This window comes from Ensifer sp. ENS10 (assembly GCF_014852025.1).
Lineage (GTDB): Bacteria > Pseudomonadota > Alphaproteobacteria > Rhizobiales > Rhizobiaceae > Ensifer.
In genome coordinates this window covers 175,467-187,749 of record NZ_JACVAS010000006.1, presented here as the reverse complement: position 1 = coordinate 187,749, position 12,283 = coordinate 175,467, and the positions used below count along the sequence as shown (strand labels likewise).

At 62.5% G+C, this 12,283-nt stretch carries 11 protein-coding genes and 1 tRNA gene; 2 read left to right on the top strand and 10 right to left on the bottom strand.

The features are described from left to right. Positions 1–65 precede the first annotated feature (65 nt). The 6 genes from IB265_RS21405 to tesB all read right to left on the bottom strand — a co-directional run bounded on the left by IB265_RS21405 (position 66) and on the right by tesB (position 7,699). Complete coding sequence (locus IB265_RS21405; protein WP_057254932.1) at positions 66–872, bottom strand: exodeoxyribonuclease III; 807 nt, start codon at positions 870–872, stop codon at positions 66–68. A gap of 174 nt (positions 873–1,046) precedes the next feature. Next, complete coding sequence (locus IB265_RS21400) at positions 1,047–1,709, bottom strand: outer membrane lipoprotein carrier protein LolA (protein WP_057254933.1); 663 nt, start codon at positions 1,707–1,709, stop codon at positions 1,047–1,049. 192 nt (positions 1,710–1,901) lie between these two features. Further along, the gene (locus tag IB265_RS21395) at positions 1,902–4,556 is read right to left on the bottom strand and encodes a DNA translocase FtsK (RefSeq protein WP_057254934.1); all 2,655 of its coding nucleotides are present in this window, start codon (positions 4,554–4,556) and stop codon (positions 1,902–1,904) included. A 233-nt stretch (positions 4,557–4,789) separates the two neighbouring features. Beyond that, complete coding sequence (locus IB265_RS21390; RefSeq protein WP_057254935.1) at positions 4,790–6,214, bottom strand: ammonium transporter; 1,425 nt, start codon at positions 6,212–6,214, stop codon at positions 4,790–4,792. 27 nt (positions 6,215–6,241) lie between these two features. Beyond that, positions 6,242–6,580, bottom strand: a complete 339-nt coding sequence (locus IB265_RS21385; RefSeq protein WP_057254936.1) for a P-II family nitrogen regulator — start codon at positions 6,578–6,580, stop codon at positions 6,242–6,244. Positions 6,581–6,814: 234 nt separating this feature from the next. Continuing rightward, positions 6,815–7,699: an acyl-CoA thioesterase II gene (gene tesB / locus IB265_RS21380; protein WP_057254937.1), complete on the bottom strand. Its 885-nt coding sequence runs from the start codon at positions 7,697–7,699 to the stop codon at positions 6,815–6,817. Between the two features lie 84 nt (positions 7,700–7,783). Here tesB and IB265_RS21375 point away from each other — a divergent pair, with 84 nt between their 5' ends. Continuing rightward, positions 7,784–8,998, top strand: coding sequence for a ubiquinone biosynthesis hydroxylase (locus IB265_RS21375; RefSeq protein WP_057254938.1), 1,215 nt, complete (start codon positions 7,784–7,786; stop codon positions 8,996–8,998). A 210-nt stretch (positions 8,999–9,208) separates the two neighbouring features. Here IB265_RS21375 and IB265_RS21370 read toward each other — a convergent pair whose 3' ends face one another. The 4 genes from IB265_RS21370 to IB265_RS21355 all read right to left on the bottom strand — a co-directional run bounded on the left by IB265_RS21370 (position 9,209) and on the right by IB265_RS21355 (position 11,828). Next, a complete protein-coding gene (locus IB265_RS21370) occupies positions 9,209–9,397 on the bottom strand; it encodes a Trm112 family protein (RefSeq protein WP_057254939.1) in 189 nt (62 codons plus the stop codon). A gap of 10 nt (positions 9,398–9,407) precedes the next feature. Beyond that, the gene (locus IB265_RS21365; RefSeq protein WP_057254940.1) at positions 9,408–10,088 is read right to left on the bottom strand and encodes an LON peptidase substrate-binding domain-containing protein; all 681 of its coding nucleotides are present in this window, start codon (positions 10,086–10,088) and stop codon (positions 9,408–9,410) included. A gap of 197 nt (positions 10,089–10,285) precedes the next feature. Continuing rightward, complete coding sequence (gene trxA / locus IB265_RS21360) at positions 10,286–11,260, bottom strand: thioredoxin (RefSeq protein WP_057254941.1); 975 nt, start codon at positions 11,258–11,260, stop codon at positions 10,286–10,288. 58 nt (positions 11,261–11,318) lie between these two features. Beyond that, the gene (locus IB265_RS21355) at positions 11,319–11,828 is read right to left on the bottom strand and encodes a prolyl-tRNA synthetase associated domain-containing protein (RefSeq protein ID WP_082616175.1); all 510 of its coding nucleotides are present in this window, start codon (positions 11,826–11,828) and stop codon (positions 11,319–11,321) included. Positions 11,829–12,076: 248 nt separating this feature from the next. Between IB265_RS21355 and IB265_RS21350 the strand changes: the two genes are divergently transcribed. Continuing rightward, positions 12,077–12,151 (top strand) — tRNA-Gly (locus tag IB265_RS21350). Positions 12,152–12,283: the final 132 nt, after the last annotated feature.

The following is a 12,283-nucleotide window of genomic DNA, read 5'->3' as shown; positions in this document are numbered from 1 at the left end:
GTCATGTTTTTCTTGATGAAAACGTCAAGCGCGCAAGGCGCGTGCCGCCGCTTGGTGAAAAGCGGTTAGATATCGAAATGCGCGATGACGGGCACGTGGTCGGAGGGGCGTTCCCAGCCGCGCGCTTCGCGCAGGATGTCGACGTTCTTGAGCGCCGGCGCCAGGTCCGCGGAGGACCAGATGTGGTCGAGCCGGCGGCCGCGGTCGGCCGCTTCCCAGTCCTTCGCCCGGTAACTCCACCAGGTGTAGAGCTTGGTCGGCGCCGGTGTGTGCTGGCGCATCAGATCGACCCAGCCGCCGCCGTTCATGACCGTGGTCAGCCCTTCGGTTTCGATCGGCGTGTGGCTGACGATCTTCAGGAGCTGCTTGTGCGACCAGACGTCGTCTTCCAGAGGCGCGATGTTGAGGTCGCCGACGAGGATCGAGGAAATGCCAGCCTCGGCTTCGGCATGCAGCAGCTTCATCTCTTCGACGAAATCGAGCTTGTGGCCGAATTTCGGGTTGATGCTGCGGTCCGGCTCGTCGCCGCCTGCCGGGACATAGAAATTGTGCAGGCGGATCTTCTTGCCGCCGGCCTCGAAAACAACCGAGAGGTGGCGGGCATCGCCGACGCCGCAATAGTCGCGGCGGTCGCTGAGCTCATGCAGGGGCAGGCGCGAGATCGTCGCCACGCCGTGATAGCCCTTCTGGCCGTGCATCTCGATATGATTGTAGCCGAGTGCCTTCAGTGGCTTGGACGGGAACTGGTCATTCGGGCACTTGGTTTCCTGCAGGCAGAGGATGTCCGGCTGCCAGGTCTTCAGCAGGTGTTCGACGAGCGGCATGCGCAGGCGAACGGAGTTGATGTTCCAAGTGGCGACGGAAAGGGCCATGCGTCATTCCCTGATCGGCTGGGGCCGGACGCTCGCGAAGGGAAGGCCGGCTCGGGATGGATGTTGACCCGAGCTTTAAGCAGGTCCGGCGCGCCGGGACAAGGAATGCATGAAGAAGGCCGCACTAAACCGCGCGTCTTGTGGGCGCGTATAGGTTCGTAGCGTTTGGATCGCTCAGCCGCCCCGCTTGTTACGGACCTCGTCGTAGGGGATCTGGAAGACCTTGTCGTCCAGCGCCATCCCGGTCTGGACATTGAAGATCATGACCGATGTGTCCTTCTTCTGCGCATCGGTGATCGTCCACTGGCGCAGATCATAGGTCTTCGGGTCGAACATCATGGTGATGGTCGAATCGCCGAAGATCGAGCGGTCGCCAAGCACGATGGTGATGAGGTCGGACTCTTCCTTGACGTCGCGCACCATCTTGCCGGTCAGGTCGATCTTCTCGCTGAGCAGCAGATTGAGCGGTGTCTTCGACAGCGGATAGATGTCCCAGGTCTTGAGCTTCATATTGCCGATGACCACCGACTTGCCGTCGGCAATGACACGCATCGGCGAGGGGGCCTCGTAGTTGAAGCGGATGCGGCCGGGGCGGCGGATGTAGAACTTGCCGCCGGTCTGCTCGCCGCGCGGGCCGAACTGCACGAACTCGCCGGCCATCGTCTTTACCGAGGAGAAGTGATCGGCGATCTTCTGGGCGGCCCTCGGCGCCTGGGCGAAGGCCTCAGCGATGTCGAGACCGGTGCCGCCGATGCCGGCGAATGCCGCAAGCCCGCACACGAAGAGGCGGCGCGAAATTACCGGGTGGTTGCGCTCGCCGTTCTTGGTCTCTGTCATCTCAGTCTCCTTCATTTACGGATCATCTGGAGCGCAAGTGCGGCGCCTTCAAGGCGCTACTTTCGAGCTTTAAGGCTCGCGCTCTCACATGACCGTTACCAGTTCGGCCCCGCAATCCGGTGCGGGATTGCCGTGTTGATCTATCGGCATAAGTCCGGACGAAAAACGCCCCGAGATCCTGCCGAAATTGCTTTATTCCTCGGTCGGAACCAGTATTTCGCGTTTTCCGGCGTGGTTCGCCGGGCCGATGATGCCTTCCTGCTCCATGCGCTCGATCAGCGAGGCGGCACGATTGTAACCGATCCCGAGGCGCCGTTGAACGTAGGATGTGGATGCCTTGCCGTCACGCAGGACGACGGCGACCGCCTGGTCGTAAGGGTCGTCCGAATCGGCGAGGTTGGAGGTACCGGCAGGGCCGCCGCCTTCGCCATCCTCGTCGTCATCCTCGGTGATCGCGTCGAGATATTGCGGCACGCCCTGGGTCTTGAGATAGGCGACGACCTCTTCGACCTCGGTGTCGGAGACGAAGGGACCGTGGACGCGCTGGATGCGACCGCCACCGGCCATGTAGAGCATGTCGCCCATGCCGAGCAGCTGTTCGGCACCCTGTTCGCCAAGGATCGTACGGCTGTCGATTTTCGAGGTGACCTGGAACGAGATGCGGGTCGGGAAGTTGGCCTTGATCGTGCCGGTGATGACGTCGACCGAGGGGCGCTGCGTTGCCATGATGACATGGATGCCGGCGGCGCGCGCCATCTGGGCGAGACGCTGCACCGCGCCTTCGATGTCCTTGCCGGCGACCATCATCAGGTCGGCCATTTCGTCGATGATGACGACAATGTAGGGCAGCGGCGTGAGATCGAATTCCTCGGTCTCGTACATGGCTTCGCCCGTCTGGCGGTCGAAGCCGGTCTGCACCGTGCGGGTGATCTGCTCGCCCTTGGCAAGCGCCTGCTCGACGCGGCTGTTGAAGCCGTCGATGTTGCGCACGCCGATTTTCGACATCTTCTTGTAGCGCTCTTCCATCTCGCGCACCGTCCACTTCAGCGCGACCACCGCCTTCTTCGGGTCAGTGACGACGGGCGAAAGCAGGTGCGGAATGCCGTCATAGACGGATAGTTCGAGCATCTTCGGGTCGATCATGATCAGGCGGCACTGATCCGGGCGCAGGCGATAGAGCAGCGACAGGATCATGGTGTTGATCGCGACCGATTTACCCGAACCGGTGGTGCCGGCAACGAGCAGATGCGGCATCTTGGCGAGATCGGCGACCACGGGTTCGCCGCCGATCGTCTTGCCGAGCGCCATGGCAAGGCGCGCCTTGGAGGTCTCGAAGTCACGCGAGCCGATGAGCTCGCGCAGGTAGACGGTCTCGCGCCGCTGGTTCGGCAGTTCGATGCCGATGGCGTTGCGGCCGGGAACGACGGCGACGCGGGCAGCGATCGCGCTCATCGAGCGGGCGATGTCATCGGCAAGGCCGATGACGCGGGACGACTTGATGCCGGGTGCCGGTTCCAGTTCATAGAGGGTTACGACCGGGCCGGGGCGGACGTGGATGATCTCGCCCTTGACGCCGAAGTCCTCAAGCACACCCTCGAGCATGCGGGCATTCTGTTCGAGCGCGTCCGGTGAGAGCGATGCATCGCGGCCGACGTTCTTCGGTTCCGCAAGGAAATGCATCGGAGGCAGCGTGAAGTCGCCATCGTCCTCGACGAAGGAGCGTTGGGCTTCGCGCTCGATCCGCTGACCGGTCTTCGGACGCGGAGCCGGCGTTGCCACGCGCGAGCCCGACTTCAGCAGACCCTGCTTCGGCGGCGCTGCCCGCGGCGCCCAGTCGGCTGCCGGATCGTCGTCTTCGTCGTCGGGCAGGATGCCCGCAGGGCGACGCTCGTCGATGTCGAAGGGCATGTCGTCGTCCTCGTCATCGGCCATGATTGGCGGCGGCGTGACGATGCGGCGTTCGGAGCGATCGAGCGAGGGTTCGATGCGGTCACCGGCGGCCATCGGCTTCGGCCGAACCGGCTCGTTCAGCGTGCCGAACTCGTCGTTGTTGAAATCGTAAGGCTCGTCATACTGGCGCTTGGGCGAACTGCGCGTGCCGCTCATGCCGAAAATGCGGCGCACGCGTGCGTGCATGGTGTAGCGCATATGGGCGAAGGAGCCCATCAGCAGGGTGAAGGGGCCCTCGCTGTCGTCCTCGTCCAGCTCGTCGCGAACGGTGCGCGCCTTGCTCGGCGTCGGCTCGACAACCTCTTCGTCTTCCTCTTCATCGCTGACACCGATGAGGCCGGCGCTGTAGATCAGGCACCAGGCGGCCGGTGCGGCGAAGATGCAGGCGAGTACGGTTGCGAGCGTGCCGGTCGGGAAGGCGCCGGTGAAGAGTGCCGGGAAGCGGAGAATCATATCGCCGAAGACGCCGCCGAGGCCGTTGGGCAGCGGCCAAGTGATTGGGGCGGGGACGCAGCTCAGCGCCGCGCCGGCAAGCACGGAGCCGATGAACCAGACGCCAAGGCGCTTGAAGGTCTTGTCGAAGCGCTTGCCGCTGATCAGCACGAGCGCCCAGGCGACAGCCGGCAGAAGGGCGACGACGCTGGCAAGGCCGAAGAACTGCATGAAGATATCGGCAAAGGCCGCACCCGGATAACCAAGCACGTTGGTCGGTGCTTCCGATGTGGCGTAGGAGAAGCTCGGGTCGGCGACGTTCCATGTCGATAGCGCCGCGACGGCCAGCGCCAATGCGCCGAACAGCGCAAAGCCCGCCAGCGACGCGATCTGTCGCCAAACGAAGGTGGTTAGCACGAACCGGTTGGAACGGCTGTCAAGCGTTGCCGGATTGCTTCTGCTCATGTTGCCTGCTGCCCGTCTCGATCTCTAGGGCGCATTGCGCGCCATGGAATCAACCTAAGCGGAGTACGGTTAATGCGACATTAACCATGCGTAGTTGCCGCTAAAATAGCGGTGGTTGACCTGAAGATCGGCATGAAAAAGGCCCGGACCTTTCGATCCGGGCCAAGGGCGATCCGCATCAGACGGATCGCGACGGGACTATGAGCGGCGCCAGATTCGACGCTGCAATCCGCTTAGATGTGGTAGGCGGCTTCGCCGTGGGACGAGAGGTCGAGGCCTTCGCGCTCGGCTTCGACGGAGACACGCAGGCCGACGATCGCGTCCACGATCTTGAAGATGATGAGCGAACCGATGCCGGACCAGACGACGGTGACGAGTACGCCCTTGAGCTGCGCCAGGACCTGGGTTGCCACGCCGGGATAGCCCGCCGCGAAATCCGCGGTCGAGTAGTCGACGATGCCGGCACCGCCGAGCGCCGGATTGACAAGAATGCCCGTGGCGATCGCGCCGAGGATGCCGCCGACGCCATGAACGCCGAAGACGTCAAGGCTGTCGTCGTAGTTGAACTTGTTCTTCACGACGTCGACGAAGAAGTAGCAGACGGGGGAGACGATGAGACCGAGCACGATCGCGCCCATCGGGCCGGCAAAGCCAGCGGCCGGCGTGATCGCGACGAGACCGGCGACGGCACCGGAGGCCGCACCAAGCATCGAAGCCTTGCTGCGGACGAGCGTTTCGACGACCGCCCAGGAGATGATGGCAGCGGCAGTTGCGAGGAATGTATTGATCATCGCGAGGCCGGCATAGGCGTTGGCTTCAAGGTTGGAGCCGGCGTTGAAGCCGAACCAGCCGACCCAGAGCAGCGATGCGCCGACCATCGTGAGCGTCATCGAATGCGGAGCCATGATTTCCCTCTTAAAGCCCGTACGCTTGCCGAGCAGAATGGCGCCGACGAGGCCGGCAATACCGGCATTGATGTGGACCACGGTACCGCCGGCAAAGTCGATAGCGCCGAAGGAGAAAATCAGGCCGGTCGGAGCCGTGTAGGCGCTCGGGCCGCCCCAGAACCAGACCATGTGGGCGATCGGGAAGTAGACGAAAGTGACCCAGAGAATGACGAACAGGACGACGGCCGAAAACCGGATGCGCTCGGCAAAGGCGCCGACGATCAGCGCCGGCGTGATGCAGGCGAAGGTCATCTGGAACACCACGAAGACATATTCGGGGATGAACACGCCCTTGGAGAAGCTCTCGGCGAGCGTTGTCGTATCAACGCCGGCAAGGAACATCTTCGAAAAGCCGCCGACGAACGGGTTGAGCGAGCCGCCGTCAGTGAAGGCCAGCGAGTAGCCGTAGGTGACCCAGATAATCATGACGATCGCGGTGATCATCAGTACCTGCATCAGAACCGACAGCATGTTCTTGGCGCGCACCAGGCCGCCGTAGAAGAGCGCAAGGCCCGGAACGGTCATGAGGAGCACGAGAATGGTGGACAAGAGCATCCAGGTGGTATCGCCCTTGTCGGGAACCGGGACGGCGGCAACAGCCTCCGTTGCAGCCGGGGCTGTTTCCTGTGCGAAGGCGACAACCGGCGCAAGCAAGGCGGCCGTCAGCGCGCCGAGGCGTCCAAGAGAGGTGGAAAGTTTCGTAGATGACATCGAGTAGTGCTCCCTGAACGGCGTGATTTACAACGCTTCTGAATCGGTTTCGCCGGTGCGGATGCGCACGGCATGGTCAATGGCGTAGACGAAGATCTTGCCGTCGCCGATCTGGCCGGTCTTGGCGGCTGCGGCGATCGCTTCCACCGCCATGTCGACGAGCTCCGAGGGAACGGCGATTTCGATCTTCAGTTTCGGCAGGAAGCTGACGGCATATTCGGTGCCGCGGTAGATTTCGGTGTGTCCCTTCTGGCGGCCGTAGCCTTTGACTTCGGTCACGGTCAGGCCCTGGATGCCGACAGCAGTGAGGGCTTCGCGAACCTCATCGAGCTTGAACGGCTTGATAATGGCCATCACAATTTTCATCTGGTTTCATCCTTGTTCGCCTCCGGAGGAGGCCATCTCTCCTTGCTGCGGAGCGCCAGTGCGCCGTGCAACCGGATAATGACATTCAAGGGGCGTGCCAGATTCGGATGTCTGTTCTAAGTCTATGAAAAACAATGGGAAAAACGGACGCCGCAGCGACAATGCTGCGGCGCATCAAAAAATCGTCAATTTAGAAGATTAAAAAATAGGCAGATTGAAAAAACTGCCCGTTTTCTATTCAGTTGCCTTTTTCCGGATCAGCCCTTCCTGGGCGACGGAGGCGATCAGCACGCCGGAACGCGTAAAAAGGCTGCCTCTGGTCATCCCGCGGGCACCATGTGCACTCGGACTGTCCTGGGTATAGAGCAGCCAGTCGTCCATCTTGCAGGGGCGGTGGAACCACATGGCGTGATCGAGGCTCGCGACCTGCAGGTTCCGATCGAAGACCGAGGTGCCGTGCGCATAGAGCGAGGTGTCGAGCAGGGTCATGTCGGAGAGATAGGCAAGGATGGCCGCCTGGATATGGCGCTCGTCCGGAACCGTGCCGACCGCCTTGACCCAGACGTCCTGGATCGGCTTGCCGTCGTTACGGGTGAAATAGTGGTGCAGCGAGGCCGGGCGGATCTCGATCGGTCGCGGCCGCTCCCAGTAGCGCCGGATCGCTTCCGGCGCATGCACGAGGAATTTCTCCTTCAGCTCCTGTTCGCCCGGCAGGGTTTCCGGCATGGCGAGTTTCGGCATTTCGATCTGGTGGTCGAAACCGTCCTCGTCGTACTGGAAAGAGGCGGACATCGAGAAGATCGCCTTGCCGTGCTGGATGGCGACGACGCGCCTTGTGGCGAAGCTCGAACCGTCGCGGATACGGTCTACCTCGTAGATGATCGGCACGGATGGATCGCCCGGCCGCATGAAATAGGCATGCAGCGAATGGACGAAGCGGTCCGCGTCGACGGTGCGCTGGGCCGCCACCAGTGCTTGGCCGATGACCTGGCCGCCGAAGACCCGCTGCCAGCCGACCTGCGGGCTCAAGCCGCGGAACAGGTTTTCCTCCAGCTTCTCGATATCGAGAATGGCGAGCAGCGCATCCATGGGTGTGGCGGTCTCGGTAGGGCGCGACATTTCGGCTGTCTCCGATGGTAGGAACGTCGATGGCATTGATCTATATAGACATAAAACGATGCTCAAGTGCGACGGAGAAAGCCGATGCTCGATGTCTTGATTGCCGGTGGCGGCTATGTCGGCCTTTCGCTCGCCGTTTCCCTGAAAAAGGCGGCGCCGCATCTCAGCGTCATGGTGATCGACGGCGCGCCGGAAGGCGCCTGGAAGAAGGACCAGCGCGCCTCGGCGGTTGCGTCGGCTGCCGAACGCATGCTCGACGTGCTTGGCGTCTGGGATCAGATCGTGCCGGAGGCGGAGCCGATCCGCCGCATGGTGATTACCGATTCAAAGGCGGCCGATCCGGTGCGCCCTGTGTTCCTGACCTTCGATGGCGACAGCGGCGATGGCCGGCCCTTTGCCCATATGGTGCCGAACACGGCAATGGTCGGCGCGCTGCGCGGGGCGTGCGAGGACCTTGGCGTCGTCAATCGTCAGTCGACGATGGTCGAAACCTTTAAAAGCGGCGACCATGCGGTCGCCATCACGCTCGCCGACGGCGAAGAACTGGAAGCGCGCCTGCTCGTCGCCTGTGACGGCGTACGCTCCAAGCTGCGCGATGCTGCCGGCATCAAGACGGTCGAATTCGACTACGGCCAGTCCGGCATCGTCACGACGGTCGAACACGAACGGCCGCACGAAGGCACGGCGGAGGAGCATTTCCTGCCGGCCGGTCCGTTTGCGACCCTGCCGCTCAAGAACAACCGCTCGTCGCTGGTCTGGACCGAGCGTACCGAGGACGCCGAACGCCTGGTCGCCGGCGACGATTTCCTGTTCGAGGAAGAGTTGGAGCGCCGCTTCGGCCACAAGCTCGGGCACCTGAAGGTGGTCGGCGGACGGCGGGCCTTTCCGCTGGGGCTGACGCTTGCGCGCGATTTTGTCAAACCACGTTTCGCGCTTGCCGGGGACGCGGCCCACGGCATTCATCCGATCTCGGGGCAGGGGCTCAATCTCGGCTTCAAGGACGTGGCGGCGTTGGCGGAAACGATCGTCGAGGCGGATCGCCTCGGGCTCGACATCGGCTCGCTCGCCGTGCTCGAGCGCTACCAGAGCTGGCGGCGGTTCGACACCTTCCGCATGGGGGTGACGACCGACGTGCTCAACCGGCTGTTTTCCAACGATATCACTCCGGTTCGCATCGCCCGCGACTTCGGCCTCGGTCTGGTCGACCGGCTGCCGTCTCTCAAGAATTTCTTCATTCGCCAGGCGGCCGGGATTGCCAGCGAGGCGGATCCGCGGCTCTTGTCGGGCGAGCCGATCTGAACATCGACCTGAGGATTGCCCCTCACCCTAGCCCTCTCCCCGCAAGCGGGGCGAGGGGACTCGGTCGAATGCGTGGCACTGTCTTGATGTCGAAGAGAAGAGGTTGGCGCCGAGTGCGCCACGAGGTTCCTTCTCCCCGCCTGCGGGGAGAAGGTGGCCGGCAGGCCGGATGAGGGGCAACTACCTCTCAACGAGGTGGCGGCCGCGCCCTCAATCCTCGATCTTGCGGGCTTCCGAGACCAGCATGATCGGCACGCCGTCGCGTATCGGATAGGCGAGGCGGGCCTTTTCCGAGATAAGTTCGTTGGCTTCGGCGTGGTAACTCAGCCGCCCCTTGGTCAGCGGGCAGACGAGCAGTTCAAGCAGTTTCGGATCGACCTTGCTGGCGTTGATATCCATTATCCGTCGCTCACTGCAGGATGCTGTCCATATCGCCGAAGTCGCGCGCGAGCACGATCTCGGTGATGGCGATCAGGGTTTCCGCGCGTGTCTTGAGATCGGGCGCTTCGAGCAGCGCCTGTTTTTCTGCCGGGCCGTAGGGCGACATCATCGCCATGGAATTGACCAGGGTGCGGTTGCTCGCCCGTTCGACGCTTTCCCAATCGGCCTTGAGCTTGTTGGCTTCGAGATAGGCCTTGAAGGCGGCAAGCAGAGCTGCCCGGTCGACGAGAGTTTCATCGTCACGGTTTTCGAGATCGGCGGCAAAGGGGCCGATGCGGAAACGGCGGTAACCGCGCGTCGCTGAAACTTCCGAAAACAGCCGGTAGCGGCAGACGCCGGTGAGCGAGGTGATGTAGCGGCCATCGCCGGTCTCGGCGAAGGAGGTGATGCGGCCGATGCAGCCGACCTCGCAGAGCGCCTGCATCGGGCCGGTGGCAGTCTCGCTGCGGCCTTCGCAGAAGGAGGGCTGCACGATGCCGATCAGGCGGTTGCCGGAGAGCGCGTCATCGAGCATGGCAAGGTAGCGCGGTTCGAAGATGTTGAGCGGAAGCTGGGCGCCGGGAAGCAGCAGGGCACCGGTCAGCGGAAACACCGGAATGATCTCCGGCAAGTCCTTCGGACCGAGATAGCGTGCATTTCCGACGTGCATTTTCCGATAGACCTTGCAGATGTCCGCTCTTGCCCCGCCAAGGAAGCGTGGTCAACCAGACCAAAAGATGGTGCATTCCTTGAAAATCTCAAGGGACGAGCACACCGATCTTCATGGGTGAATGTGGATCGTGATCAGACGCACTTACGAAAAAGGGGCGCAAACAGCGCCCCTCCTCGAAAAAAATGCCTGACGGCTCAGGAGAACAGGATCGACGAGAGCTTGCGCCGTGCGGCGATCGTTGCCGGATCCTTCGGTCCCCAGACCTCGAAGAAGGAGAGCAACTCGCGCCGCGCGCCGTCGTCGTCGAAAGTTCGATCGCGCTTCATGACCGTCAGCAGGTGATCGGCCGCAGCCGTCCGGTCGCCTTCGACATTGCGGATCTTGGCGAGCAGCACGCGCGCCTCATGATCATCGGGATTTGCGGCAAGGCGCCGCTCGAACTCGTTGGGATCGCCGAGCTTGCGGGCTTCCTCGATCTGGTCGAGCTTCTTGCCGATGGCCGCAATGCCTGCGTCCTTGGCAAGGTCTTCCGGCAGCCCGGAGAGCGCTTCGCGGGCTTCGGCGACCTGGCCGAGCGCGATCATGCAATCGACCATGCCGGCGATCGCCACGACGTTTTCGGGGTCGGCCTGAAGCACGGCGCCGTAGAGGCCGGCGGCGTTCTGGGCGTCACCGGCGTCGAGCAGCGCCTTGGCATCGGCGAGAACCGCTTCGATCTCGGCCTTGCTGTCGTCGACGGCCGGACCGGCGATCTTTTCGATGAATTGCTTGATCTGGCTTTCCGGCACCGCGCCCATGAAGCCATCGACCGGACGCCCGCCGACGAAGGCGATGACGGCGGGGATCGACTGGATGCCGAGCTGTCCGGCGATCGAGGGATGATCGTCGATGTTCATCTTCACGAGTTTGACGCGGCCTGCGGCTTCCGTGACCACCTTTTCGATGACGGGGGTCAGCTGCTTGCAGGGGCCGCACCAGGGCGCCCAGAAATCGACGAGAACCGGCTGCTGCCTGGAGGCGTCGAGCACGTCCTTGGTGAAGTTGGCAGTGGTGGTTTCCTTGATCAGGTCACCGTCCGACGCGGCCGCCGGCGCCGGCTGACCGAAAGAGGCCGAAGCCGTCATCTGAGTGCCGAAAGACCCTGCATAGGGATTGTCGCTGCCCGTCATTCTTCTCTCCTCGCCGGCTCGTCTGCCAGCTTACTGCATTCGCGCCAAAGATCGTATGTCAGGCCGTGACTTTCAAGACAAGCGGTTCGTGTCCGGTCGCTTCCATGAAGCGCAGCAGATCGCTGGATGCGATCGAGGTCGTCGCGTCATTGGAGAGCGGATGGCAGTTGACGACGTCGAACTTCATCAGCTCCTCGTCGAGGATCATCTTGACGTTGCCCTCGGTGTCGTTGATCGCGCCGAAGGCGGTCACGGCACCTGGGATGACGCCCAGATACTCCATCAGCTTCTCCGGCTTGCCGAAGGACACCTTGCTTGCCGCGCCGATCACCTGGTGAACGGTCTTCAGGTCCACCGTCGCGTGTTCCTCGACGGTTAGCAGGAAATAGTTGTCCTTCTTGTCCTTCACGAAAAGGTTTTTCGTATGGCCGCCGGGGATCTCGTCGCGCAGCGCTACCGATTCGGCGACGGTGAACACCGGCTCGTGGCTCTTGGTTTTATGCTCGATCCCAAGTCCGTCGAGAAAATGAAAGAGGTCTTCGGCGGTCTTCGGCTGTGATTCACTCATGATTCTCATCCCTTGGGCATTCGTTTCGCCTCTGCTTTAGGGGAGAAGGCGGTGGCCGCGCAATCTCACAGGCGGCGGCAGCGGCCAAAAACGCGGCATTTCCGGGCTTCGCGAAGGGTCTCCAAAAAAATATTCGATTTCTCGTCATTTCCCTGTTGCATTCCAAAATCGCTTAGGCCATATACCGCCCGTCGCCGCAAGACAGCGACGCCACGGCCCACCGACTACCCCCGGGCCGCGGTTTATGAGCGGGTGTAGCTCAGGGGTAGAGCACAACCTTGCCAAGGTTGGGGTCGGGCGTTCGAATCGCCTCACCCGCTCCAATTTCTCCCAACCACTTCATTTCACTGTTATTTTGGAAATGAACGGCATCCGCCGTCAGGCGCATTGCGCTTCGCAACCGGATGCTTCGCCATGCGAACACCTGTCGGCGATCGGACAGCACGACGGTCCTT